25 protein-coding genes are annotated in these 26,407 nt (G+C 54.3%); 7 read left to right on the top strand and 18 right to left on the bottom strand.

Going from position 1 to position 26,407, the window contains the following annotated elements; genetic code table 11:
- Positions 1–16 precede the first annotated feature (16 nt).
- The 16 genes from trpB to NeNHUV3_RS01490 form a co-directional block, all read right to left on the bottom strand.
- Positions 17–1,261, bottom strand: coding sequence for a tryptophan synthase subunit beta (trpB, locus tag NeNHUV3_RS01565; protein WP_048597517.1), 1,245 nt, complete (start codon positions 1,259–1,261; stop codon positions 17–19).
- Positions 1,262–1,273: 12 nt separating this feature from the next.
- A complete protein-coding gene (gene trpA / locus NeNHUV3_RS01560) occupies positions 1,274–2,062 on the bottom strand; it encodes a tryptophan synthase subunit alpha (RefSeq protein WP_341245571.1) in 789 nt (262 codons plus the stop codon).
- A 114-nt stretch (positions 2,063–2,176) separates the two neighbouring features.
- A complete protein-coding gene (gene kynU / locus NeNHUV3_RS01555; RefSeq protein ID WP_391482061.1) occupies positions 2,177–3,379 on the bottom strand; it encodes a kynureninase in 1,203 nt (400 codons plus the stop codon).
- A gap of 24 nt (positions 3,380–3,403) precedes the next feature.
- Positions 3,404–4,219, bottom strand: a complete 816-nt coding sequence (locus NeNHUV3_RS01550; protein ID WP_391482059.1) for an alpha/beta fold hydrolase — start codon at positions 4,217–4,219, stop codon at positions 3,404–3,406.
- A gap of 99 nt (positions 4,220–4,318) precedes the next feature.
- Positions 4,319–5,959: an ABC transporter permease gene (locus tag NeNHUV3_RS01545; protein WP_391482057.1), complete on the bottom strand. Its 1,641-nt coding sequence runs from the start codon at positions 5,957–5,959 to the stop codon at positions 4,319–4,321.
- 111 nt (positions 5,960–6,070) lie between these two features.
- The gene (phoB, locus tag NeNHUV3_RS01540; RefSeq protein ID WP_391482055.1) at positions 6,071–6,760 is read right to left on the bottom strand and encodes a phosphate regulon transcriptional regulator PhoB; all 690 of its coding nucleotides are present in this window, start codon (positions 6,758–6,760) and stop codon (positions 6,071–6,073) included.
- Between the two features lie 6 nt (positions 6,761–6,766).
- On the bottom strand, positions 6,767–7,489 hold the full coding sequence (phoU, locus tag NeNHUV3_RS01535) for a phosphate signaling complex protein PhoU (protein WP_391482053.1): 723 nt from the start codon (positions 7,487–7,489) through the stop codon (positions 6,767–6,769).
- A gap of 4 nt (positions 7,490–7,493) precedes the next feature.
- Positions 7,494–8,288: a phosphate ABC transporter ATP-binding protein PstB gene (gene pstB, locus NeNHUV3_RS01530; protein ID WP_341245567.1), complete on the bottom strand. Its 795-nt coding sequence runs from the start codon at positions 8,286–8,288 to the stop codon at positions 7,494–7,496.
- Positions 8,289–8,305: 17 nt separating this feature from the next.
- Entirely contained in the window at positions 8,306–9,676 is a 1,371-nt protein-coding gene (gene pstA / locus NeNHUV3_RS01525) for a phosphate ABC transporter permease PstA (protein WP_391482051.1), read from the bottom strand.
- Positions 9,673–11,145 carry a phosphate ABC transporter permease subunit PstC gene (gene pstC, locus NeNHUV3_RS01520; RefSeq protein WP_391482050.1) on the bottom strand — a complete coding sequence of 491 codons (1,473 nt, stop codon included), beginning with the start codon at positions 11,143–11,145 and terminating at the stop codon, positions 9,673–9,675. Before pstC ends, pstA begins: the two co-directional genes overlap by 4 nt.
- Positions 11,146–11,253: 108 nt before the next feature.
- On the bottom strand, positions 11,254–12,288 hold the full coding sequence (locus NeNHUV3_RS01515; protein ID WP_391482048.1) for a substrate-binding domain-containing protein: 1,035 nt from the start codon (positions 12,286–12,288) through the stop codon (positions 11,254–11,256).
- Positions 12,289–12,465: 177 nt separating this feature from the next.
- Positions 12,466–13,521, bottom strand: a complete 1,056-nt coding sequence (locus NeNHUV3_RS01510) for a sensor histidine kinase (RefSeq protein ID WP_391482047.1) — start codon at positions 13,519–13,521, stop codon at positions 12,466–12,468.
- Between the two features lie 24 nt (positions 13,522–13,545).
- Entirely contained in the window at positions 13,546–14,742 is a 1,197-nt protein-coding gene (locus tag NeNHUV3_RS01505) for a trans-sulfuration enzyme family protein (RefSeq protein ID WP_391482046.1), read from the bottom strand.
- Positions 14,739–15,257, bottom strand: a complete 519-nt coding sequence (locus NeNHUV3_RS01500; protein ID WP_391482044.1) for a gamma carbonic anhydrase family protein — start codon at positions 15,255–15,257, stop codon at positions 14,739–14,741. Before NeNHUV3_RS01500 ends, NeNHUV3_RS01505 begins: the two co-directional genes overlap by 4 nt.
- Complete coding sequence (gene gmk / locus NeNHUV3_RS01495; protein WP_341245560.1) at positions 15,254–15,913, bottom strand: guanylate kinase; 660 nt, start codon at positions 15,911–15,913, stop codon at positions 15,254–15,256. Before gmk ends, NeNHUV3_RS01500 begins: the two co-directional genes overlap by 4 nt.
- Positions 15,914–15,916: 3 nt before the next feature.
- On the bottom strand, positions 15,917–16,810 hold the full coding sequence (locus NeNHUV3_RS01490; protein WP_391482042.1) for a YicC/YloC family endoribonuclease: 894 nt from the start codon (positions 16,808–16,810) through the stop codon (positions 15,917–15,919).
- A gap of 183 nt (positions 16,811–16,993) precedes the next feature.
- Between NeNHUV3_RS01490 and NeNHUV3_RS01485 the strand changes: the two genes are divergently transcribed.
- Complete coding sequence (locus tag NeNHUV3_RS01485; protein WP_391482040.1) at positions 16,994–17,701, top strand: PAS domain-containing protein; 708 nt, start codon at positions 16,994–16,996, stop codon at positions 17,699–17,701.
- A 92-nt stretch (positions 17,702–17,793) separates the two neighbouring features.
- Here the strand turns inward: NeNHUV3_RS01485 and NeNHUV3_RS01480 are convergent, their stop codons facing one another.
- Positions 17,794–19,164 carry a class II 3-deoxy-7-phosphoheptulonate synthase gene (locus NeNHUV3_RS01480; protein WP_391482038.1) on the bottom strand — a complete coding sequence of 457 codons (1,371 nt, stop codon included), beginning with the start codon at positions 19,162–19,164 and terminating at the stop codon, positions 17,794–17,796.
- A gap of 160 nt (positions 19,165–19,324) precedes the next feature.
- Between NeNHUV3_RS01480 and NeNHUV3_RS01475 the strand changes: the two genes are divergently transcribed.
- From NeNHUV3_RS01475 to NeNHUV3_RS01450, 6 genes are all read left to right on the top strand, one after another.
- On the top strand, positions 19,325–20,332 hold the full coding sequence (locus NeNHUV3_RS01475; RefSeq protein ID WP_334065826.1) for a GlxA family transcriptional regulator: 1,008 nt from the start codon (positions 19,325–19,327) through the stop codon (positions 20,330–20,332).
- Between the two features lie 130 nt (positions 20,333–20,462).
- Positions 20,463–21,656: an ABC transporter substrate-binding protein gene (locus tag NeNHUV3_RS01470; RefSeq protein ID WP_391482037.1), complete on the top strand. Its 1,194-nt coding sequence runs from the start codon at positions 20,463–20,465 to the stop codon at positions 21,654–21,656.
- A gap of 72 nt (positions 21,657–21,728) precedes the next feature.
- Positions 21,729–22,523 carry an ABC transporter ATP-binding protein gene (locus NeNHUV3_RS01465; protein ID WP_048597497.1) on the top strand — a complete coding sequence of 265 codons (795 nt, stop codon included), beginning with the start codon at positions 21,729–21,731 and terminating at the stop codon, positions 22,521–22,523.
- Entirely contained in the window at positions 22,520–23,233 is a 714-nt protein-coding gene (locus NeNHUV3_RS01460; RefSeq protein ID WP_048597496.1) for an ABC transporter ATP-binding protein, read from the top strand. Before NeNHUV3_RS01465 ends, NeNHUV3_RS01460 begins: the two co-directional genes overlap by 4 nt.
- Before the next feature lie 3 nt (positions 23,234–23,236).
- The gene (locus NeNHUV3_RS01455) at positions 23,237–24,247 is read left to right on the top strand and encodes a branched-chain amino acid ABC transporter permease (protein ID WP_391482036.1); all 1,011 of its coding nucleotides are present in this window, start codon (positions 23,237–23,239) and stop codon (positions 24,245–24,247) included.
- On the top strand, positions 24,247–25,545 hold the full coding sequence (locus tag NeNHUV3_RS01450) for a branched-chain amino acid ABC transporter permease (protein WP_391482035.1): 1,299 nt from the start codon (positions 24,247–24,249) through the stop codon (positions 25,543–25,545). Before NeNHUV3_RS01455 ends, NeNHUV3_RS01450 begins: the two co-directional genes overlap by 1 nt.
- A gap of 78 nt (positions 25,546–25,623) precedes the next feature.
- Here the strand turns inward: NeNHUV3_RS01450 and NeNHUV3_RS01445 are convergent, their stop codons facing one another.
- Positions 25,624–26,277: a DUF3047 domain-containing protein gene (locus NeNHUV3_RS01445; RefSeq protein WP_391482033.1), complete on the bottom strand. Its 654-nt coding sequence runs from the start codon at positions 26,275–26,277 to the stop codon at positions 25,624–25,626.
- Between the last annotated feature and the right edge of the window lie 130 nt (positions 26,278–26,407).

Raw genomic sequence — 26,407 nt, 5'->3', positions numbered from 1 at the left:
ATTAGCTAACGATCCGTTATTCGAAAGTCCGGCCTTCAGGTCCAGACATATCGAACCCGAATGCACGCGCCACTGTGAAGATGTCTTTGTCTCCACGACCGCACATGTTCATCACCAACAAATGATCTTTCGGAAGTTCTGGCGCGATCTTCATCACATGGGCCAAGGCGTGTGATGGCTCGAGTGCAGGAATAATGCCCTCCCGCTCACAGCTGAACTTAAACGCTTCAAGCGCTTCTTTATCGGTGATGCTGACATACTGCGCACGACCAATGTCGTGAAGCCACGCATGCTCAGGACCGATGCCCGGGTAATCAAGACCCGCAGAAATCGAGAAGCCCTCGAGGATTTGTCCATCGTCGTCTTGCAGCAAATACGTGCGATTGCCGTGCAGCACGCCTGGGCGACCGCCCGTCAAAGACGCACAATGCTCCATCTTTGCGTTTACGCCTTTACCGCCCGCCTCAACACCAATGATGTTTACACTTTCATCGTCAAGGAATGGGTAAAACAGCCCCATCGCGTTGGACCCACCACCGATCGACGCAATCACTGTATCGGGCAAGCGACCTTCGGCAGCGTCCATTTGTTCGCGTGTCTCTTTGCCGATGATTGACTGAAAATCACGGACCATAGCAGGATACGGGTGCGGTCCCGCCACAGTGCCAATGCAGTAAAACGTATCGCGCACATTGGTAACCCAATCGCGCAGCGCATCATTCATGGCATCTTTCAACGTACCACGGCCCGAGGTCACAGGCACGACTTCAGCGCCCAAAAGCCGCATACGGAACACGTTAGGCGCTTGGCGTTCAACGTCGTGCGCACCCATATAGACAACGCATTTCAGGCCGAACTTCGCACAAACGGTCGCTGTTGCAACACCGTGCTGCCCTGCTCCGGTTTCGGCAATAATGCGCGTCTTGCCCATGCGGCGCGCCAGAATAATCTGGCCCAAAACGTTGTTGATCTTGTGTGCGCCTGTGTGGTTCAGCTCGTCGCGCTTGAGGTAAATTTTAGCGCCACCAAGGGCCTCGGTCATGCGCTCTGCGAAATAAAGCGGCGACGGGCGGCCTACGTAATGGGTCCAAAGGTCATGCATCTCGGCCCAAAAGCTATCGTCGGTTTTGGCGTTCTCGTACTGCGCTTCAAGCTCGAGGATCAGCGGCATAAGCGTTTCAGAAACAAACCGCCCGCCGAAATCACCAAACCGGCCATTCTCGTCAGGCCCGTTCATAAAGCTGTTAAAAAGTTCAGTCATCGGTCTGTTCCTTTAGCTATGGGCCGCATCGGCAAGGGTTTTTACAAAGCTCAGCACATCGGCGGGCGCATCGCCGCGACCAATCCGTTCAACGATGGCAGATCCTACCACAGTACCGTCGGCGATCGCCGCAATATCGCGTGCAGCTTCGGGTGTTTTCACGCCAAATCCAACAATCACAGGCAAATCAGTAGAGGCTTTGATGCGGTCAACTTCTGGTTTTACATCAACGGCTTGGACTGCGGCACTACCGGTCACTCCGGTCATAGAAACATAGTAGACAAAGCCAGAGGTGTTTTGCAGCACTTTGGGCAGGCGCGCAGCATCAGATGTGGGGGTCGCGAGGCGGATAAAGTTCAGGCCAGCTTCTTGGGCAGGCAAGCAAAGCTCCACGTCTTCTTCTGGCGGCAAGTCCACAATAATTAACCCGTCGATGCCAGCCTCTGATGCGGCGGCAAGAAACGTATCAACGCCCATAGAATAGATCGGATTGTAATAGCCCATCAGAACGATTGGGGTTGTCTGGTTCGTCTCACGAAATTTAGTCGCAATTTGCAGCGTCTTGGTGAGGGTCTGACCCCCTGCCAATGCGCGCTGGCCCGCCAACTGAATCGTGGAGCCATCGGCCATCGGATCTGTAAACGGCACACCAAGCTCAATAATATCGACGCCTGCATCGGGCAGCCCCTGCATCACCTCAAGCGAGGTATCATAATCCGTATCACCGGCCATGATGTAGGCGACGAATGCCTTTTGGTTCTGGGTTTTGAGACGGGCAAATGTGTCGTCGATACGTGTCATGTGGCTTCTCTCGTTGTGCGTTACGTCTTATTGAACGGTCTTTGGCAAGGACGCAATCGCTTGCACACAAATCAGCCAAATCTGTCGCGGTTTTGGGGTATTTCAGACGAGCTGTTAGGTGACGCGGCGTGTGATCTTGAACTCTGGCCTATCCCACAGCCGATCATTCATAACGTGCTCCAATATTTCAGTGGCGCGGATCACATCTGCCTTATCGAGATAAAGCGGTGTGAAGCCAAACCGCATGATATTAGGCGCGCGGAAGTCACCGATCACGTCTTGTGCGATCAAGGCCTGCACAATCGCGTAGCCCTCTGGGTGGGAAAATGAGACTTGGCTGCCTCGTTCGGCACCGTTGCGCGGGCTTGCAAGCTGCAAATCAGGGCAGCGCGCCTCAACCTGTGCAATGAAAAGCTCGGACAATGCAAGACTGGCACGGCGTAGATCCTGCATATCGATATCGTCCCATGCCTCAAGCGCTTTTTCCAAAGCGCTTAACTGCAACACGGGTGGCGTCCCAACACGCATCCTCTCAATCCCTACCGCGGGTCGGTAAGACGGCTCAAACGCAAAAGGTGCATCATGCCCCAGCCAACCGCTTAGCGCGGGATCAATTTTCGGGATCAAATCCGGACGTACATAAATAAACGCAGGCGCGCCCGGCCCCCCGTTGAGGTATTTGTAGCTGCACCCAACCGCAAAGGCGCAACCGCTGGCCTCAATATCCACGGGCACGGCCCCTGCACTATGGGCCAAATCCCACAACATCACCGCACCCGCGTCATGGGCCGCATCGCTTACAGCCTGCATGTCATGCATCCGGCCTGTGCGGTAATCCACTTGGGTAATCATCGCCACAGCAACGTCGCGTGTCATGGCATCAGTAACATCTTCGGGCGCCACAATACGCAACTCATGCCCCTGCCCCAAATGTTTGATAAGCCCTTCAGCCATATAGATGTCAGATGGAAAATTACCGCTATCTGTCAGAATAACTTTTCGATCAGGATTAAGGTTTAACGCCGCTGCCAACGCCTGATATACTTTAATGGAAAGCGTATCGCCCATCGTAACACAGCCCGCAGGCGCGCCGATTAGTGCAGCAATTTTATCGCCAACGCGCGCGGGTTGCGCCATCCAGCCATCCACGTTCCAGCCTTTGATCAAATGCGCGCCCCATTGATCCACCGCAGCGCTTCGTAGCGCCTCATCAACACCACGTGGCAGCGGGCCAAGGGAGTTGCCATCAAGATAAATCATGCCTTCAGGCAGATGAAACCGGTTTTTTACGGGCAAGCGGACAGGCTTGTTTGTCATCGGGTTCTCATTTTACGTTTGGGATTAGTCGTTGCCAACAAAGCAGGTGGTAAGCGCACTTTGCGGGTCTTTCAGCCCTTCAATGACAGAGAAATGATCATGGGTGCCGTTAATGTGCAAGGTGACCTCTACATCAAAACCTGACCACACATTATGCAGAAGGCGCGCTTGCCGAATAAACTCTGGCCGCTCACCCCCGCCGACCCATGCGGTCATCCGCGCAACCCGGTGCGGGTCTTGAAGTGCGGCACTTTCTTGGCGGGCCTCAGCTGAATCAAGGCCAAGTTTGTCATTCATTTCCGTACGCATAATAGGACGCAAATCATGAAGGCCGCTGATTGAGACGCAGCCATCAACATGCTCCATCACGTCTGCTGCCAAGGGCGTATCTTGACACATCATGCGGCTGACCAAATGCCCACCAGCGGAATGACCCGCTAGGCGAATTGGCCCTGACACTAATTTTGCAGCCGATGAAATTGCGCGCCCAATCTGTGCTGTCATCTGCGAAATACGCGCATCGGGTGCCAGAGTATATTGCGGCAAACACACGGCCCAACCTCGCTGACGCGCACCTTCTGCAAACTGTGACCAGTCGGATTTTCCAGTCCGCAGCCAATAGCCACCGTGAACAAATACTGCCAACCCTTTGGGTTGTGCCTCTGGCCAGAAAATATCAAATCGCTCGCGCGGATCAGAGCCGTATGAATGTTCGTCCCACTGTACGCCGCCGTCGCGGTACGCTGCACCATCGGCCTCCCACATCGCCGGAAACGCGTCTGATCCAGCAACATACGCCATATTGGCATAGGCATCATCCCAGTCAGTTTTCGTGCTCATGTGATGCTCCCCGCGCTATGTGTCGGGTATCTATGCACGAGATCGCAGAAGATGGAAATGCCACGCAGAGGAATTTGAGATACCCAAAACTGGTGTGGCTTAGTTTTGGCGGCGTCCGACTTGACGGCACAAGATGATCACGGGGATCAACCCCAACGCCGCGATCACAAGAGACGGGACTGCGGCGCCTTCTAAACGCTCGTCCGAGGCAAGCCTATAGGCCTGAACGGCGAGCGTATCAAAATTAAAGGGCCGCATGATCAGGGTGGCAGGAAGCTCTTTCATCACATCAACGAACACGATGACCAGTGCCGTCAGCAGGCTTGGCTGCAAAATAGGCACATGCACGCGGCGCACCGTCGCTAGAACCCCCTGCCCTAAGACACGCGAGGCCGCATCCATGTTGGTGCTGACCGCTGCAATGCCTCCCTCATACGCGCCAAGGGCGGCGGCGGAAAAGCGGATCATATACGCCCCGACCAAAAGCCAGATCGAACCTGTTACCAGCAGCCCTGTTGAGATACCAAACTGCGCGCGCATCGCCGCATCAAGTGCGTTATCAAAGGCAGCGAATGGCACGATCAGCCCCACCGCAATGACGCCGCCGGGCACGGCGTAGCCTAATCGCGCAGCGTAAAGACTACTGCGAGTCAAGAAGCTTGGGGCGACCCGCTGGATTGAGCCAAGTACAATCGCGCCCAACACCGTCAACCCCGCGGCCGTTCCTGCAAGCGTGAGGGAGTTGCTTGTAAATGCCAGATACCGCCTACCAAACAGATTTTGCTCGGAGCCGATCGCCATGGTCAAAAGGGCGACCGTGGGAATGATAACACCGAACAGAACAGGCAGCGCACAGAATGCCGTAGCAGCCACATTTGCGCCCCCGCTTAGGGGAATGCGGGCAAGGCGTTGGCTCACACGGGCGCTGTCGTATCTGGCAGCGCCCCTGCTGGTACGCTCAAGAATAGCCAAGAACAGCGCAATGACCAAAAGCCCAAGTGCAAGCTGTGCAGCAGCCGCACGGTCCGCCAACGTGAACCAGCTTGTGTAGATGCCCGTAGCAAATGTTTGCACACCAAAATAACTGACAGTGCCAAAATCAGCGATTGTCTCCATGGCCGCGAGAAGCACGCCAGAGGCAATCGCCGGCCGCGCCATAGGAATGCACACAGTGCGAAAGGCGTTCCAAGGGCTGCGGCCCAAGGCGCGTGCGGCATGAAATGTTGTCGCCCCCTGCCCCAAAAAAGCAGCGCGCGCGAGCAGGTACACATAAGGGTATAGCACCAGCGTCAACATCACTGTTGCGCCACCTAGACTGCGGATTTCGGGAAACCAGTAATCGCGTGGGCCAAGGCCTGTTACGGCGCGCAGGGTGGATTGAACAATGCCCGGATGGTCCAGCAGATGCGTGTAGGCATAAGCCAACACATAAGCGGGAAACGCCAAGGGCAGCACCAATGCGATCTCAAAAATGCGTCTGCCGCGGAATTCGGTCATGCTGACAAGCCACGCAGTGCCAGTTCCCAAAATAAATGTGAAAAAACCAACCAAAGACACTAACCACAAGGTGGTGCCAGCGTAATTCAACAGAACCGTATCAAAAAGGGCGGCAAGCGTGTCTGTCGATCCCGAAAACGCAGCCACAAGCACACCCAAATGTGGCAGCGCAAAGAGCACACCAAGAGTTAGCGCCAAGCCGGTTAGGATTTTCTCGCCAGCTGATTTTGGCCGCTTTGCCATAGAGCGTTCCCTCAACACTTTTGTTCAGTGCGGGATGCCTATTCAGATTAAAATAGTCAAGTAAAGAGCGTAAGCTTAGACCGACAAACAAGCGACCAAGCTTCCCAAATCTTAGCCCAGTGCGTATCCTGCCCCGCGCACAGTGCGCAGCGGATCATTGCCGCCGTGGGTACAAAGTGATTTGCGCAAGCGCCCCACATGCACATCAACCGTCCGCGTATCCACATAGATATCGCGCCCCCAGACACGGTCCAAAAGCTGATCGCGTGACCACACTCTGCCCGGCTTTTCGATGAACGTGGCAAGCAAGCGAAACTCGGTCGGGCCCAGCTTAATGTCACTGCCATCGCGGGTCACTTTGTGGGTTTCACTGTCCAGAATGATGTCATCAAAATGCAACGTCTGGCCAACAGTTGACGGGCGGACCCGGCGCAATTGAGTCCGCACCCGCGCCATCAACTCCACCACCGAGTACGGCTTGACCATGTAATCATCCGCACCTATTTCAAGGCCGCGCACTTTGTCGACCTCCTCAGAGCGGGCAGACAACATGATGATCGGCGTGCCAACTGTATCAGGCCGCGCCTTAAGGCGGCGGCATACTTCAATGCCACTCACGGCTGGCAGCATCCAATCAAGCAAGATGATGTCTGGCGCCTGCTCATCCACGGCCAACATGGCATCTTCGCCTGTTTCCGCAGTCACGACCCGAAAGCTCTCGGCCTCAAGATTATAAACCAGCACTTCGCGTTGTGCCATCTCGTCCTCAACCACCAATACGACCGGCTGATTAACTGACATGTTTCTTTAGTCCTCGGTCACAGAGGCAGGATCATAGGGATCACCGGCCACTTTGGGACGCTCATCATCAGGCATTTCGCCTGTGACTTGATAGATCACTTGCTCGCAAATCGATGTCACATGGTCGCCCATGCGTTCAACGTTCTTGGCGATGAACTGCAAATGCATACAGCTTGTGATGTTACGCGGATCTTCCATCATGTAGGTCAGAAAATTGCGGAAAAGACTGTTATACATCTGGTCCACATCTTCATCGCGCAGGATCACCGCTTGGGCCAATGCGGCGTCTTGGCGGACATAAGCATCAAGTGCTTCGCGCAGCATCGCCTCAACTTCGCGGGCCATCCGGCGCACCGATGCGGGCGCGCCATTGACGGCCTGCACTTCGGCCAAAACCGCCGTGCGCTTGGCCATGTTTTTGGTGTAATCGCCGATGCGTTCAAGCGCACCGCTGATTTTGATCACAGACAGGACCGTGCGCAAATCGCGGCCCATGGGGGCACGCAACGCGATCAGGCGGGCGGCCTCATCGTTGATTTTCTCTTCCAGCTCATCAATCTGTTTATCCGCAGCACGCACTTCAGCGGCCAATTCCAGATCACGGGTTTCAAGCGCTTGCGCACTTTTCAGGATGCTGTCTTCGACAAGCCCCCCCATCTTCATGATCGCAACCATGACCCCTTCAAGATCACGGTCATAAGCAGAAACGATATGTTGTTGGTCACTCATACGCTTATCCAATCCGTCCAGTGATGTAGCTTTCGGTGCGGCTGTCTTGTGGGTTCGTGAAAATCTGACTGGTGTCGCCAAACTCGACCAGATTGCCCAAGTGGAAAAAGGCAGTGCGCTGGCTGACCCGCGCGGCTTGCTGCATCGAGTGCGTGACGATCACAAGTGAATAGCTTTGACGCAGCTCGTCAATCAGCTCTTCCACTTGCGCAGTAGCGATGGGATCAAGCGCAGAGCACGGCTCATCCATCAACAGCACCTCAGGCTCCGTTGCGACAGCACGTGCAATACACAAGCGTTGTTGTTGCCCGCCAGAAAGGCCCGTGCCCGGTGCATGAAGGCGGTCTTTAACCTCGTCCCAAATCGCACCACGGCGCAACGCTTTTTCAACGATCACATCCAAATCAGCTTTGGACTTTGCCAGCCCGTGCACTTTGGGACCGTAAGCCACGTTATCATAAATTGATTTCGGGAACGGGTTCGGCTTTTGGAAAACCATACCGACTTTCGCGCGCAGCTGAACGGGATCAACGGCGCTGTCGTAAATGTCATCGCCGTCTATTTTGATGGTCCCTTCAACGCGGCAAATATCGATGGTGTCATTCATCCGGTTCAAACACCGAAGGAACGTAGATTTGCCACAACCGGACGGGCCGATGAAGGCCGTCACAGTCTTGTCTGCAATCTCAACATTTACGTCTTTGATGGCCTGGTTATCGCCATAGTAGACCTGCACATTGCTGGCGGAAATTTTGGTATCTTGGTCCACGGGCATCTCCATATATCTTAGATCGTCCATTGTTCTTACCCTTCTACCTACCAACGGCGCTCAAAGCGACGACGAAGTAAAATTGCGATGATGTTCATGGTCATAAGGAAGACCAACAAAATGATGATGCCACCCCATGCGCGCTCGTAGAATGCAGGGTCTGCGCGCTTGGCCCACTCAAAAATCTGGGCAGGCATGGCAGAGTTAGGGTCTGTGAAGCCAGACAACACGCTGTCGGGGTAGTTTGACGCGATATAGCCAACCATGCCGATCAGCAGCAGCGGCGCAGTCTCACCAAGTGCTTGGGCAAGGCCAATAATCGTGCCTGTCAAAATTCCAGGTGCGGCAAGAGGCAACACATGGTGGAAAACAGTCTGCATTTTTGACGCCCCAACCCCAAGTGCCGCATCCCGAATTGAGGGTGGAACCGCCTTCAGCGCCGCACGGGTGGAAATGATGATCGTCGGCAATGTCATCAGCGTCAGCACGAGACCACCAACCAACGGGGCGCTCGCTTTCATTGCTGCAATGCCAAGATAGCCGCCACAAAATTGGATAAAGAACGCAAGGCCCAAGATCCCGAACACGATCGAAGGCACCGCCGCGAGGTTAGAAATGTTCACCTCAATCAAATCAGTCAGGCGGTTTTTCGGCGCGAATTCTTCAAGGTAAATCGATGCGGCAACACCAATCGGAAGCGCCAAAAACAGCACAACCAACATCATAAAGAGCGAGCCTAACATCGACACGCCAAGCCCCGCCTGTTCTGGCCGGCTTTCGGATGCGTCTGCGCCGAAAATGAAACTTGGGTTAAACTTTTTGCGTACAACACCCGCCTCAATCATCTGATCGACCAGATCAAGGTGTTCAGCAGACAGGTTCTTGTCGCGGGCCAAATCCTCGCGGGTCACGCGGCCCTTGATATAACCATCGACGCGCGATGAGGCGAAGAAATCAAAAGTCACGGTCTGGCCGATTTGGGCCGTGTTCTCTATCACATAGGCCCGCATTTGCCCGACAGCGCTTGAGGACAGAAGTTTGCGCAACTCTTTGCTTTTGGTGATTTCAGTTGTGAAGCCACCTTCTGCAATCACTGCGGACAAAGCATCGCCCAACAGCGGATTATAACCAAAAGTCGAGACTTTTTTGATGTCCTCAAGGTTTCGATTACCTTTTTTGTCCAGCTTATCTTCGCGCAGCTCAACAGGTACAGAAATGAACGTCTGGGTGAATGCACCAGTACCGCGGCTGATGATCGTTGTCAGCAGAACCGCCAAAAACAACAGCCCAAGCGTGATGGCGATGATGCCATACATCTTGAAGCGCGCCTCAGCAGCGTTGCGTTTCTTGGTGCGCGCATCAACGACGAGCAGGGATTTTTTCTCGCGCAGCGGTGCTACGTTGCTCGCATCGGTCATTCGTATTGCTCCCGATATTTACGCACAATTCCCAGTGCGATGACGTTCAATCCAAGGGTGATCACAAAAAGGGTCATGGCCAATGCAAAGGCCACCAAAGCCTCGGGGCTGGCGAAATCCGCGTCGCCTGTAAGTTGGGAAACGATTTTGGCCGTTACGGTCGTCATTGCATCAAAAGGGTTCATCGACAGGCGCGCGGCGGCCCCTGCCCCCAAAACAACGATCATCGTCTCCCCAATGGCGCGGGAAGCGGCCAACAAAATTGCGCCAACAATACCGGGAAGTGCCGCAGGTATCACCACTTGGCGGATGGTCTCCGATGGCGTCGCACCCAGCCCCAACGAGCCATCTCGAAGCGCCTGTGGCACGGCGTTGATGATGTCGTCTGACAGTGAAGACACGAACGGGATTAACATGATGCCCATGACCAAACCGGCGGTCATCACAGCTGTGCCGCCTTGCATCCAATTGACGCCCAAAATGCCGCCGTCACCGAACACGTTCACCAACAAAGGTCCAACCGTCAAAAGCGCAAACAAGCCGTAAACGATGGTGGGGATACCGGCCAAAACCTCAAGCAAGGGTTTGGCAAAGGCACGCACTTTGGGGGACGCGTATTCAGACAGATAAATCGCGGAAAAAAGCCCAGTTGGAACAGCAACCATCAGCGCGATTATGCTGATGTAAAGCGTGCCCCAAAGAAGCGGGAAAACACCCAATTCAGAACCGCCGCCGAAACTTGGGGACCACGTGAGGCTCAGGAAAAAGTCTTTTGCGGGATAAAGTTGGAAAAACTCGATCGTGTTAAAGATAACCGAAAAGACAATACCAAGGGTTGTGAACACCGCCACACTAGCCGCCGCAATAAGCGTCCATCGCATGCTGCGCTCAACCGAGTTTCGCGCGCGGTACGTGGCCGATGTCTGCATGAAACCGTAGGTCAGCCCCAAAAGCGCGACGCCAATCACCGCAATCATTCGCAGAGTTCCGCCGCTGCTTTGCATCGCCCTATAGCTTTGTGCAGCCTCCAAAATGGCAGGGTCAACATCGGCCCCAAGCGCCACACCAACTGAACCAAGAATGCCCCGAATATCATCCGCGCCAGTGCTCAAAGCCGCTGCAGCGTCGCTGCTAAGCGCGCCTGCCGCAACGGCTGTATCAAGGCCATTCGCAATCCGCTGCACATCCCCCATCAAAAGGCCAACGGTTTGGCCTTCTGCGATTGCAGATGCCGGTATCAACTCAGCAACGGAGGATTGCACCAGAGTGGATTGTCCCAAGCCCCAAACGACCATAAGCGCCAAAGCTGGCGCGATCGTCAAAATTGAGGCCGAAAATCCGTAATAATGTGGACGCGAATGCAATGCGCGCTGGTCACCACCAACAGAAGATAACGCTTTGCTGCGCGCCAGAATAAAAGCCAAAGCACCAAGGCCCAAAACGATCAATAAAAGAACAATTCCAGACATTTACAGACCTCAGCTAATGTAGATCGCCAAATTCTCAGGCGCCGTCTTTATGCAACACACCGCCGATTCACCCTCGGCGGTGTGTTATGTCTTTAACCAATCGCGCTCTTATGAGCCAGATGCGATGGTCTGCTCGTTTGCAATTGCTTCTTGAGTAAGAGCCAACTCTGGGTCTGAAACCAGACCGTACTCAGCCAGTGGGCCATCTGGGCCAGCAACATCGTCACTCACGAAAAACTCAGCATATTCTTTCAAGCCAGGGATCACGCCGATATGCGCTTTTTTGACATAGAAAAACAGTGGGCGAGACACAGGGTATTCACCTGTTGAAATGCTTTCTGTTGTCGGCGTTACACCTGATATTGTCGCCACTTGCAGCTTGTCTGTGTTGTTCTCATAGAACGCTAGACCGAACACGCCGATACCGTCTTTGTTGGCATCAATCCGTGCAAGGGTTTCTGTGTAATCGCCATCAATGTCTGTAGACAAACCGTCTGTGCGCACTTTGATGCACGCATGTTCTGCGTCATCTTCGGACATGCCGGCGGCTTCCATCGCCTTAAGCGCGCCTGTCGTTTCACAGCCAACAGCCAGAACTTTTTCTTCAAACACTTCACGTGTGCCGTGCTTTGTGCCTGGGATGAACGCCGCAATTTGCTGTGCCGGGAACGCAGGGTTCACGTCTGCCCAAGTCTGGTTCGGGTTGTCGATAATCGCGCCGTCGACAAGCACTTTTGGTGACAATGCATTGAACCAGTCAGCGGGTGTGAATTCGAATGTCTCACCGTCAATGTCGGACGCAAATACGATGCCGTCATAACCGATGCGGACTTCAATAATGTCGGTCACGCCATTGTCGGCGCATGCTTTGATCTCTTTTTCGCGGATCGCGCGAGATGCGTTTGCTACGTCAACGGTGTTTGCGCCAACCCCTTCGCAAAAGCGCTTCAGACCCGCAGATGAGCCACCGGATTCAACAACAGGTGTCGGGAAATCAAAGTTCTCACCGAAAGCTTCCGCAACGATTGATGCGTAAGGCAGAACAGTAGAAGAACCGGCAACTTGCACGTTGTCACGCGCGAATGCAGGTGCGGAAACAGCAACGATCGCAACGGCTGATGCGGTGAGTTTAAGAAATGGCATAAGGCAGCTCCTTTTGGTTATGTCAGCCTCACAGGTCGGCGTATCCCTCCTGCAAGCAACTTATGGCGTCTGCCTAAGCTGGTCTCGCTAAGCTTTTGTGACAGGAACGTAACAGCTATGTGACAAACCAGAAAATAACGGATTTTAGCGGCTAAATTGCCCGAAATTTGTAAAAATTTAAGGTGCGGACGTATCAGCGGGCAAGATCGCCGTGAAACGACTACCGATTCCCAGTTTGCTTTTGATCTCTAGGCGCCCGCGATGCCGCGTAATGATGTGTTTGACAATGGCAAGGCCAAGACCGGTCCCCCCCACCTCACGAGAGCGGTGACTATCCACGCGGTAAAACCGCTCTGTCAGGCGCGGGATGTGCACCGGATCAATCCCCTGCCCGTCATCTTCAATAATCAAACGCACCCCGTTTCCATGCAGCGCCACCTCATAAGCAGGCGCGGTCAAACGCACGCGCACTTCATTTCCGCTTGGGGAATAGGCAATCGCGTTTTCGGCCAGATTACGTAACACCTGAACCAGCTGCCGCTCATGCCCCTTCACGTGACATGGGGCGTCGGGCAGCTCGATCTTAAGGGAAATATCATGCGCTTCAGCCAACGGCTGTAATACTACCGCAGTGTGCGACACTAGTGCGTTCAGCGCAACGCGGTCCATGGGGCGGACTTTTTCATCAACCTCAACGCGGTTCAGCGACAACAGATCATGGACAAGACGGTTCATCCGCTCGGCCTCTCGGGCCATCAAGGACAAAAAGCGGTTACGGGCGGCTTCATCATTGGCCGCGGGCCCTTGAATGGTTTCCACAAAGCCAAGGATCGATGTGATGGGCGTTTTTAATTCATGACTGACGTTTGCAACGAAATCACTCCGCATGGCTCTGATTTCGCGCGAGGACGTGATATCCTCAAAGCTCAGCGAGACATGGGCGCGTCCCTCCAAGTCAAGCGGGCTGCAGATCACTTTGAAGTGTGATGTTCGGCCTTTGATGTTTTCAGAAAACTCCGCCTTTTCCGTGGCACCGACACCAAACGCACGCTCAACCGCATCCAGAATACTGGGACGGCGGCAGGCACGTGTATAATGGCGATCAACGATGTCCTCGCCCAACACGTCGCGCATGGCTTGATTGGCAGCCACAATCGTGCGGCGCGCATCAATTACAGCGAAAGGCGTGGGGAACGCATCGGTCAGCGCGCGCATCGTGCTCAGTGCTGTCATGGCCTTGTCCCCCTTCGTCTTTAGTCAGACCCCGTTAAGGGCCGCCGTAAACTCAGAGATAAGCATATCCACATCTTCAACCCCGACCGAGACACGGAAGAACCCTTCGGGCATGCCCAACGCCAAACGCGCCTCAGCACTTAGCGCGCGGTGCGATGACGTTGCGGGATGCGACAAGGTTGTCCCGATATCGCCCAGAGTTGGGGCAAACGCGATATGCTCAAGCGCGCCGACAAACGCATTTGTTTGCTCACGCCCGCCGCGCAGGACGAAACTGACCATATTGCCTGTCTGATCCCCCAACATATCGTTCACACGGTTATGGTCCGGATGATCTGTGCGCGCGGGATAAAGCACTTTTTCAACTGCGCTATGTGTGGCCAATGCGTCCGCTAGCTTTGCGGCATTTTGTTGGGCGCGGTCATAGCGCAACTCAAATGAATAAAGCCCCCGTTCCGCCAGCCAGCAATCAAATGGTGATGGCGTAAATCCCCATGTGACCGCCTTGACGACCATTGCATCGCGCAGCGCCGGATCACGGGTCGCCGTGTAGCCCAGTGTCACATCCGAGTGCCCGGCCAACAGTTTAGTGACAGAGTGGATCACGATGTCAGCGCCGTGATCAAATGCACGGTATCCGCGCGGGGTGGTGAACGTATTGTCGATCATTACAAGAACGCCGCGTGCATGGCAGGCCTCTGTAATCGCACCAATATCTGCAAGGCGAAGCGTTGGATTACTCACAACTTCGAGCAAAACAAGCCGCGTGTTGGGCTGGATCGCGGCAGCGAACGCGGCCGCATCTGTGGGATCCGCCAACGATGTTTCAATGCCAAGGTCGGGCAAGTCTTGGCTTAGCATCCTGAGCGACCGGCCATAAAGTTGATCCCCACCCAGAACGTGATCACCCGCTTTGCACACCCCAAGGATTGCAGCAGAAATCGCAGCCATGCCGCTGCTGGTGATGAAGCCTGCGCCCATCTGCGGTGTCACACCTTCAAGCTGGTCGATCTTGCGCGCCAAAACGTCTGCGTTGGGGTGCCCTTCACGAGCATAGGTATAGCCCTGCGCACCACCCAGATATTGCGCATCCAATGCATCAGGCGTGTCGCTTGCATAAACAACAGACGGCTGAAGCGGCGTGACGACCGCACGGCTTGAGCTTTGTGGAAACGCCATGCGGCGCACCATTGAGGGGGAATTCAGGCGTTCGTCATTCATAGTGCGCTTAGTCCTTTTCTAAAGCGTTCTGCATTTTTCTGGTAGCCGAGCGCTGATTTCAACAAACCGTCAATCGCCTCTTTATCGAGGGCGCGGCGCACTTTCGCGGGCGCGCCAACCACAAGCGAGCCATCTGGGATAACTGCGCCTTCTGTGACCAAAGCGTTCGCCCCAATCAGGCAGTTCTTACCGATAACAGCCCCGTTAAGCACCGTGGCGCCCATCCCGATCAGCGTGCAATCACCAATCGTGCAGCCGTGCAAAATAGCTTTGTGCCCGATCGTGCAGTTAGCTCCGATAGTAAGCGGGAAACCCATGTCCGTGTGCAAAACGCTGCCCTCTTGCACGTTCGCCCCCTCGCCCACGGTGATCCGTTCGTTATCACCACGCAGCGTAGCGCCAAACCAAACGCTGCTTTTTGCGCAAAGGGTAATCGCGCCAATGATGTTGGCATCCGCTGCCACCCAGGCCGTCGGATCAATTTCGGGGGTGATTCCATCAAGCTTATAAATCATTGGCGGGCCTCAAATTCTGCGTTCAAATCACGTACAATATCGGACATTTGCGGTTGTTGGCTAAGGCGCAGACGTTCTGCGCTGACGATTGATTTCAGCCGTTCTTCCGTTTGATCAAGATCATCGTTGACCAAAACATAGTCATATTCGGGCCAGTGACTAATCTCATCGCGGGACTTTTTCATCCGTCCTGAAATAACCTCGTCGCTATCCTGTCCACGTCCACGCAACCGTCGCTCCAACTCTGCAATTGAGGGCGGCAGGATAAAGATCGACAACGTGTGCATTCCCAAAACAGAGTTGCGGATTTGCTGCCCACCTTGCCAGTCGATATCAAACAGCACATCGCGCCCATCGTTGATCGCCGCTTCAACGGGACCCCGTGGGGAGCCGTATAAATTATCAAACACCTCGGCGTGCTCCAACATATCGCCCCGCGCGACCATATCTTCGAAACCTGTCCGGCTTTCAAAATAGTATTCAACGCCGTGGGTCTCACCTTCGCGCGCAGCACGCGTGGTGGCCGACACGCTAAACGACAGGCTCGGGTCCCATTTCATAAGCCGCTTAGCCAACGTCGATTTACCCGCACCGGAAGGCGAGGACAAAATGATCAACAGCCCACGACGGGCGGCGGTACTTTTGGGGGCAGACATCAGTTACTCCACGTTTTGGATTTGTTCACGCATTTGGTCGATCACGGCCTTAAGGGCAAGTCCGATTGTCGTCAGTTCCGTGTGGTTCGCCTTGGCGCACAGGGTGTTCGCTTCGCGGTTGAATTCTTGGCTAAGAAAATCAAGCTTACGGCCCTTGGCGCCTGTTTGGGCCAATAATTCCCGCCCCGCAGCGATATGCGCGCGTAATCTGTCCAGCTCTTCAGCCACATCAGCCTTCACAGCCAAAAGCGCAATTTCCTGTGCCACACGGCTAGCATCAATGTCATCTGAAAGGTTTGCAGAAACCCGTGTCAGACTTTCAGCAAAGCGCGCCTTCATGTTGTCTGCACGCGTTTCGATGATATTTGCGGCCTGATGCGTGAGCACTTCAATCTGGTTTAACTGGTCTGCCAGGATGCCGTGCAAAGCCGCACCTTCATCGCTTCGCATCCGGTTAAAGCTGTGCAACAGCGTTGGTAAATCGCCAAGAATTGCCGCTGATAAGGGCGCCGTATCAGTACTGGCTGCCTCTGTATCTACTATCCCTCTGTAGGCTAAAATCTCAGCAGTGCTTGGCGGCGTTATGTCTACACTGTGATCCGCAGCCGCTTGCGCAATCTGTTTGAGCGCGCTCAAAACATCATGAAGCCGTGCCTCATCTACGGTGAACCTCGCGCCGCTATCTTGCCGCGTTACTTTGCAATTCAGCGTGATGTTGCCGCGCTCGGCAGCGCCTTGTGCGGCTTTGCGCGCGGCGACCTCAAGACCCTCAATCCACTCGGGGACGCGGATGCGCAGATCAAGACCACGGCCGTTTACGGCACGTATTTCCCACGTCCAACTATAGCCGTCTAATTGCCCTGAACACGTGGCAAAACCGGTCATTGAAAGTGTCATTTTGGCCTCGCGTCAGTGGATCCTTAGCCCCATTTGTGACGCCCTGCTGAAAGCAAGGCAAGGCCCGATACGTGCCCCGCGCCACATGCGTTAACCACTCGTTTACATTTTGCACCGCGACACGCTAATTTACGGTATAGTAACGATTAGTCGACTTGCAGATTTTACACGGATCCTTGAGCCATGACCTCTAAACCCAATGCGCCACGTCTTGCGGCCCCTACCAATGTTGTCTCGATCTTTGATCATCGTGCAGAGCTTCGGTTCCCAGCGATTGCGCAGACAGAGGCGTATTGGGAAGCGCTTCGCGGCACACGCATGATGCCAGATCGGGCGGATGTGAACCCGCGCGGCATAGAAAATCTGTTGGAATACGCATTTATTGGTGAACGCATCGCCCCGGGCCTTGTGCGTTTACGGCTTGCGGGCATGCACATGTCTGATCTGATGGGGATGGAAGTGCGCGGCATGCCATTGTCGAGCTTTATTGTCCCGCACGAACGTCAACAGATGGCCGAGGCCATTGACCAAATGTTCGACAGCCCCGCTTGTGTCACCCTTGCGCTGCGCGCTGAAACAGGTGTTGGGCGTGACAGTTTGGACGCGAAGATCATCCTGTTGCCGCTCAAATCAGACTTCGGTGACGTAAGCCGCGTTTTGGGAGCGTTTGTCACCAACGGCAAAATTGGACGTGCACCGCGCCGGTTCAACATTCTTGAGACGGATGTCCGGCCGCTGCTGAAAGACCCGACGGGTAGTACAGCTGACGCAATTCTAAGCAGTAGACCAGCGCCGCAACCAACAGAAGATACCCCTGTAATTAGCGCGGATAAACTGCAATCTAAGTCTAATAAAAGGCCAAAATTACAGATACTTACATTCGATAGCTAATCCACTTTCTTAGGATTAACGATTTGTTTAGGCATACAAAAAGCTCCGAGCGCTAACTCGGGACTTTGTTGATTTTTTATCCCAAAATAAGATTAGCTGGCTGCGGCCTGTTGGGTCGCATTCCGCAGGGCCGATAGCTCTTCGGATACCAAAAATGCCAGCTCAAGAGACTGCGACGCGTTCAAACGTGGATCGCACGCTGTGTGGTAGCGATCAGACAAGTTCTCGTCGGTTACCGCACGGACACCACCTGTACATTCGGTCACGTCTTGCCCAGTCATCTCAAAATGCACACCACCGGGGATTGTGTTTTCAGCACGGTGGATTGCAAAGAATTCCTGAACCTCACGCAGAACGCTTTCAAACGGTCGGGTTTTATAGCCTGACGCCGCTTTGATTGTGTTACCGTGCATCGCATCACATGACCAAAGCACGTTCGCACCCTCTTCTTTGACTGCCTGAATGAGACGCGGCAGGTGATCACCCACGCTTCCCGCACCGAACCGCGCGATAAGGGTCAAGCGCCCCTCTTCGTTTGTCGGGTTCAATTTAGACATCAGGACTTTGAGGTCTTCGGCTGTTGTCGTTGGGCCGCACTTCAAGCCGATCGGGTTTTGCACACCGCAGCAGAATTCAACGTGAGCACCGTCCGGCTGGCGTGTCCGATCACCGATCCAGATCATGTGACCAGACCCCGCAACAGGCAGGCCGGTTGTGCTGTCTTCGCGGCACATGGCTTCTTCATATTCCAACAACAGCGCTTCGTGCGACGTGTAGAAATCAACGGATTGCAACGTATGCGCCGTTTCTTGGGTCACACCAGCAGCTTTCATAAAGTCGAGCGTGTCTGAGATACGGTCTGCGACCTCACGGTATTTCTGCGCCTCGCCGCTGCCCGTAAAGCCCAGTGTCCAAGCGTGGACCTGATGAACGTCAGCATAGCCACCGGTTGAGAAAGCGCGCACCAAGTTCAAAGATGCCGCCGCTTGGGTGTAGGCCTGCAGCATGCGCTTTGGGTCGGGGATGCGCGCCTCTGGCGTGAAGTCGAACCCGTTGATGATATCACCACGGTAGCTCGGCAATTCCTGATCATCCTTGGTCTCGGTCGGTGCAGAGCGTGGTTTGGCAAACTGGCCGGCCATCCGGCCCACTTTAACAACGGGCACTTTGGCGCCATAGGTAAGAACCATCGCCATCTGCAGCATGACTTTGAATGTGTCGCGAATAGTATCTGCTGAAAATTCAGAAAAGCTTTCGGCGCAATCGCCGCCTTGCAACAAGAACGCCTCACCGCGCGATGCGGCGGCAAGCTCGGCCTTCAAACGGCGCGCTTCGCCTGCAAAAACCAGCGGTGGATATCGGCGCAACTGTTCCTCGACGCCGGCCAATGCCGCAGCATCGGTGTAGTCTGGCATTTGTACGCGCGGTTTTGCGCGCCATGCATCTTTGGTCCAGTTGGTCATCGGGTATCCTCGTCACGACGTTAGCGTTAGCACAAAAGCTGATACCCCGACTTTTGCACAGTTCCAATGGGCTTTGTCACCCGCGGCGCGTTTTTCCTTGAATAAGATGCAGTTTGGTGCTGTTGCTATTTGACGTTGCGTTTTCGGGAGAGGCAAGAACATGGCGGAGAAACGTCAGATCATCGAGGTGAAAACGGACGGCAAACCTAAACGGATTGTGTTTGTCCTGCTCGAGAACTTTACACTGTTGTGCTTTTCTGCGGCAGTTGAATCGCTACGTCTTGCAAATATGATGGCGGGCAAGCCGCTCTATGAATGGCGTCTTGTGGGCGAGATGGGCGCGAATGATGATAGTGTTGTTACGTGCTCCGCTGGCATTCCGTTTCAGCTTCAGGGCGGCCTTGATGAGTTGAGCCGCGATGACATTGTGATGATTTGTGGCGGTCTTGAGGTACAGCAGGTTACCACCACCAAACTGATGAACTGGATGCGCCGCGAAAGCCGCCGTGGGGTCCAAATGGGTGGCCTGTGCACAGCTGCGTTTACAATGGCGAAAGCGGGTTTGCTTGACGGGCGCCGCGCGACGATCCACTGGGAAAACCAAGACAGCTTTGCCGAGGAGTTCGAGGATGTGGAGCTGACAAAGTCCGTCTTTGTGATGGACGGCAACCGCTTCACCACTGCCGGAGGCACAGCATCGATTGACCTGATGCTCAAGATTATTGCCGCAGAACACGGGCAAGATCTGGCTAACTCTGTCGCGGATCAGCTAATTTATTCCTCTATTCGCACGGACCAGGACAGCCAGCGTTTGTCTATCCCCACGCGCATTGGCGTGCGGCACCCGAAGTTGAGCCTTGTTATTCAGATGATGGAAGCCAACATCGAAGAACCGATCAGCCCCGGTGTGCTTGCAAAGGACGTGGGCATGTCGACCCGACAGCTTGAGCGGCTTTTCCGCAGATATCTGTCGCGCAGCCCTAAGCGCTATTACATGGAATTGCGTTTGCAAAAGGCGCGGAACTTACTGATCCAGACGGATATGAGTGTCATTAATGTAGCACTTGCGTGTGGTTTTGCGTCACCATCGCATTTTTCCAAATGCTACCGGTCCCACTATGACACCACACCCTACCGCGAACGGGGTGCGCACGCCGGCCGAGGGTGAGAACTAGGCTAATTTTATTGCGCATTTTGTCTCATTAATCGGCTGTTTACGTTAGGAAACTGCTTCCCTATTTGCGAATCTATGCGTAATGTCGTGAACGGACATTTTAGATCCGACATGGGAGATTGTTATGAAAAAATTGTTGATGGCGACAGCACTTACAGCTGTTACGGCAACAACTGCCTTTGCAGGCGGCCACGGTAAAGAAGTTAAACTCGGAATCATTTTGGGCTTCACTGGCCCGCTTGAATCTCTGGCACAGCAAATGGCTGGCGGCGCAGAAGCAGCGATTGAAGAAGTCACTGCTTCAGGCATGCTGCTGGACGCGGCAAAAGTAACTGGCGTCCGCGCAGACAGCACATGTATTGATGCCGCTGCGGCAACGGCTGCTGCTGAGCGTCTGGTCACATCCGACAAAGTTGATGGCATCATGGGCGCTGACTGCTCAGGCGTCACCGGCGCGATCCTGTCAAACGTTGCTTTGGCAAACGGCACTGTCATGATCTCGCCATCCGCGACATCACCCGGCCTTTCCACAGCAGAAGACAACGGTCTGTTCTTCCGCACAGCACCATCTGACGCACGCCAAGGCGTTGTAATGACAGATGTTCTGCTCGAAGAAGGCATCAACGAAGTTGCGTTGACATACACAAACAACGACTACGGCAAAGGCCTTGCTGATGCGTTCCAAACTGCGTTTGAAGCAGCTGGCGGCACAGTAACAATCTCTGCAGCACACGAAGACGGCAAAGCAGACTACTCTGCTGAAGTTGGCGCGTTGGCATCTGCTGGTGGTGACCGTTTGGTTGTCGCTGGTTACGTTGACCAGGGTGGTTCGGGCATCGTTCGTGCGGCTCTCGACAGCGGCGCATTCGACACGTTCCACTTCCCTGACGGCATGATCTCTGACGCGCTTGTTGAAAACTTCGGCTCAGAGATTGACGGCTCAACAGGTCAAAACCCGGGCACAGACAGCCCAGGTGCGATGAAATACGCAGAGCTGATCGGCGACAAGTTCAACCCGACATCACCTTTCTCTGCAGAAAGCTATGACGCGGCAGCACTTATCATGCTGGCGATGCAAGCAGCAGACAGCAAAGACTCGTCTGACTACAAAGACCACGTGATGGACGTTGCAAACGCACCGGGCATCGAGATCTTCCCTGGTGAGTTGGGCAAAGCGCTCGAACTGATCAAAGCTGGCGAAGAAATCGACTACGTTGGTGCGTCTGCTGTTGAACTGATAGGACCCGGCGAAAGCGCTGGTAACTACCGTCAGATCACATTCGAAGGTGGCGAGCTGAAAGTGGTCAAGTACCGCTAAGCCGACCTATCACAAAACTAAAGAACAGCCCGATCTTGCGTCGGGCTGTTTTGTTAAGGAGAACTCAAGATCATGATCAAAGTGGACAATCTGTCCAAGCACTTTGGCGGCTTTCGAGCAGTCGATGGCGCTAGCCTCGAGATCCAGAGCGGGTCAATAACGGGCCTTATCGGACCTAATGGTGCGGGAAAAACAACGCTTTTCAATGTGATAGCAGGCGTTCTTAAACCGTCTGGCGGCCGTGTGACAATGGACGGCGAAGACATTACGGGACTTGAACCGCACCAGCTGTTTCACAAGGGCTTGCTGCGCACATTCCAGATTGCCCATGAGTTTTCATCAATGTCGTGCCGCGAAAACCTGATGATGGTGCCGGGCGCGCAAGCCGGTGAAACACTTTGGAACACTTGGTTTGGCCGTAAGCGGATCGCTGATCAGGAACGTGCGTTGCGTGCCAAAGCCGACGAAGTTTTGGAATTTCTGACCGTTGAGCACCTTGCCGATCACAAAGCGGGGCAGATTTCTGGCGGCCAGAAAAAACTACTGGAGCTGGGGCGCACCATGATGGTTGACGCCAAGATTGTGTTTCTTGACGAAGTTGGCGCCGGTGTGAACCGCACCCTTCTCAACACGATCGGGGACGCGATTATCCGGCTCAACAAAGAGCGTGGCTATACATTTGTCGTGATCGAACATGACATGGATTTCATCGGCCGGCTTTGCGACCCCGTGATCTGTATGGCAGAAGGCAAAGTCCTTGCCGAAGGCACCCTGCCCGAGATTAAAGCCAACGAGCAGGTCATCGAAGCCTACCTGGGCACTGGCCTCAAAAACAAAGACAAAGCACAGGCCGAGGTGACGACATGAGCGAGCCATTCTTGATCGGGCGCGACATGACAGGCGGCTACGGCAAAGGCCCCGACATTTTGCACAATTGCACCATCGGCGTCGATAAAGGCGAGATTGCCGTCATCGTTGGACCTAACGGGGCCGGTAAATCAACCGCAATGAAGGCCGTTTTCGGCATGCTGGATGTGCGCCAAGGCGGCGTGTTTCTGAACGGGAAAGACATCACGAAACTCAGCCCTCAGGCGCGCGTGCGCGAAGGCATGGGCTTTGTGCCGCAGACATCAAACATCTTTACATCCATGACTGTCGAAGAAAACCTTGAGATGGGCGCGTTTATCCGCACGGATGACATCAAAGACACGATGGAACAGGTCTACACATTGTTCCCGATTTTGCGTGACAAGCGCAATCAAGCAGCAGGTGAGCTGTCAGGCGGGCAACGTCAGCAAGTGGCCGTGGGCCGTGCTCTAATGACAAAACCAACGGTCTTGATGCTGGATGAGCCTACTGCTGGCGTAAGCCCAATCGTGATGGACGAGCTTTTTGACCGCATTATCGAGGTGGCGCGCACAGGCATTTCCATCTTGATGGTGGAACAGAATGCCCGCCAAGCGCTTGAAATCGCAGACAAAGGCTATGTACTGGTCCAAGGCGCAAATGCGTTTACAGGCACCGGCAAAGACCTTCTTGCGGACCCTGAAGTTCGTAAATCATTCTTGGGAGGCTGAACGATGGACTATCTTAACGCTATCGTCGCACTAACAAATTTCGTGCTTATTCCCGCAACCGCATATGGCGCGCAGCTGGCCCTTGGGGCGTTGGGCGTTACGCTGATTTACGGCATTTTGCGGTTTTCAAACTTCGCTCATGGCGACACAATGGCGTTCGGCACTATGGCCACAATCGGCGCAACGGTTGTGCTGCAAAGCTGGGGCGTCAGTTTTGGCCCGCTCCCCACAGCGCTTCTTGCGCTTCCCTTTGGGATCGCCGCAACGATCGGGCTGGTTCTGCTTACGGATGCGGGCGTTTACCGCTTTTATCGCACCCAAAAAGCAGCACCTGTGATTTTCGTAATCGTTTCCATGGGCGTCATGTTCATCATGAACGGTCTGGTTCGCATTCTGATCGGCCCCGATGATCGCCGCTTTGCCGATGGTGAGCGGTTCATCATTTCTGCGCGTGAATTCAAAGAAATGACCGGCCTGCGCGAAGGACTAGCACTCAAAACCACCCAAGGCATCACAATCGTTGTTGCTGTGCTGGTTGTTGCGATGCTCTTTTACTTTCTGAACCGCACACGGACCGGTAAATCCATGCGCGCCTACTCTGATAACGAGGACTTAGCGCTTTTGTCTGGCATCAACCCCGAGCGTGTGGTTATGGTCACGTGGATGATCGTCGCAACGCTGGCGACAATTGCGGGTGTGCTTTACGGATTGGATAAGTCATTTAAACCGTTCACATATTTCCAACTTTTGCTGCCAATTTTTGCCAGCGCAGTTGTAGGTGGTTTGGGCAATCCGCTTGGCGCGATCTTCGGGGGTTTTCTGATCGCCTACTCCGAAGTTCTCATCACATATGCCTGGAAAAAAGTGCTGGTCTACACCCTACCCGACGCACTTGAGCCGTCCGGCCTCGTGCAGCTTTTGTCCACTGATTACAAATTCGCCGTCAGCTTTGCATTGCTTGTCATTGTCTTGCTCTTCAAGCCGACGGGTCTGTTTAAAGGGAAGTCAGTCTGATGGTTTCTTTCAAAAACACCGCCCTCTTTGCCGCCGTCTTTGGTCTGATCTTACTGACCGGATTTACCTCTGGTTGGAACTCGGCGCTGTTGATCCTGAACATGGGGTTGATCTCGGCCATTATGGCGATCGGCGTTAACCTTCAGTGGGGTTTTGCAGGCTTGTTCAACATCGGCGTCATGGGCTTCTTGGCGCTTGGCGGCCTTGCTGCTGTGCTGGTCTCGGAGCCCGTTACACCGGGCGCATGGTCCGCTGGTGGGTTCCAGGTCATCGCAGCCCTTTTGATGGGATTTGCCACAATCGCGCTTACGATTTTTGTGCGTGGCAAAACAACAGGGCGCGTGCGCACCATTGCCACGCCGCTTCTCCTTATTGTCGGCTTCTTCATCTACCGCGCCATTTTTGATCCCGCTGTGGCACGTATCGAAGCAATCGATCCCGCGGTTTCAGGCAACATTGGTGGGCTTAATCTGCCCATTCTGTTTGCGTGGCCTGTTGGCGGTGTGTTTGCTGCCGCAGCTGCTTGGGTGATCGGGAAAACGGCTCTTGGTCTGCGCAGTGACTATTTGGCCATTGCGACCCTTGGTATTTCCGAAATTGTCATCGCGGTGATGAAAAACGAAGACTGGCTTGCGCGTGGGGTCAAAAACGTCATCGGCATTGAGCGCCCTGTGCCGTCAGAAATTGAGTTGCAAGAAAGTGCGCAGTTCGTAGAGCGCGCAGCCTCGCTCAATATCGATCCGGTCACGGCCTCGACGCTTTATGTTAAACTCAGCTATTCGGTGTTGTTTGTCATTGTCTTGTTGGTGATTTTCCTTGCCGCAGAGCTGGCGCTGAAATCCCCATGGGGCCGCATGATGCGCGCTATCCGTGACAATGAAACCGCTGCGCGCGCGATGGGCAAAGATGTCACGGCGCGGCACCTGCAAATCTTCGTTCTGGGATCGGCTATTTGCGGCGTTGCGGGGGCGATGATGGTCACGCTTGATGGTCAACTTACCCCAAGCAGTTACCAGCCGCTTCGTTTCACATTCCTTATCTGGGTGATGGTGATCGTTGGGGGCTCGGGCAATAACTACGGCTCCGTTTTGGGTGGCTTTCTGATCTGGTTCCTGTGGGTTCAGGTAGAACCATACGGTGCGGCCCTTATGGGCCTTATCACCGACCCGATGCCTGACGCTTGGTGGATCAAAGAACGCCTTCTGGCCAGTGTTGCACATATGCGTTTGCTGACCATGGGATTGATCTTGCTACTGGTTTTGCGGTTCTTCCCCCGTGGTTTGATCCCCGAGAAGTAAATGGAACATACTCCATTAAAGAATAAACAAGGGGCGGTCGATTGGACCGCCCCTTTTCATTTGCTCAGCCAGTTAAGCTTAGTCAATCTGCAAGTTGCTGATCTGCGCACGAATAATGCTATCGGTGTCGTCACTATCGCCAGAGACGGCAATCCCCAAAAGTTTGCCCGATGTTCCGCCGAAAGCTTTGCGAAAATCATTCGATAAATTTACGCTTTCAGAATGTGTTCCCGTGCCAGCCGGCCGCAACGCAACCGTCACCCCTTGGCCCGGTTGGTAAGGCGATTGCAACAAAGCGCCGCGGCTATGATTACCGCCCCATGCATATTGGATCACGCGCAGGTCATCATTTCCCAACAGCGATCTGATGCCAGCGCCAGCCAGCTTTTCAGCCTGATCATCGGGGGCAAAGAGGAAATAGATCGAAATGTTGCGATCATCACCGCCTTTCACGCTCAGATCTGTTGCAGGAACAGATTGGCTCACGGACCAGTTCCACGAGGCGCGTTCGGCCTCCCAAAAACTGCGCGGCAGTTTGCGCCACGCAATGGACACAGCCCCATCTGATGCGATGCCCAGGCTCTGACCGAAGTCGTAATTGTTCTTTGAAAACAGTGACAGCCGTTGGTTTTTCCACCCTTCAGACAAGCTGACAGAGGCCGCCAGTGCAGATGAGCCGAAGGAGATGAGGGCTGTCGCGCTTACCGCCGCAAACAGAGCTTTTTTCAACATGATAAGTCCTATACTGTTCCTTACTAAACCATAAACAGAAGCTGTGGCAGAGTGGCAGTGCAAAGCCCGCGCCTCATCAAAACGTGAACCGCCCGTGAACGGGTAAGGCGCGCACCAGAAAGCAGAAATA

This window comes from Nereida sp. NH-UV-3, from assembly GCF_042939535.1.
Lineage (GTDB): Bacteria > Pseudomonadota > Alphaproteobacteria > Rhodobacterales > Rhodobacteraceae > Nereida > Nereida ignava.
This window is presented reverse-complemented; position numbering and strand designations above follow the sequence as displayed.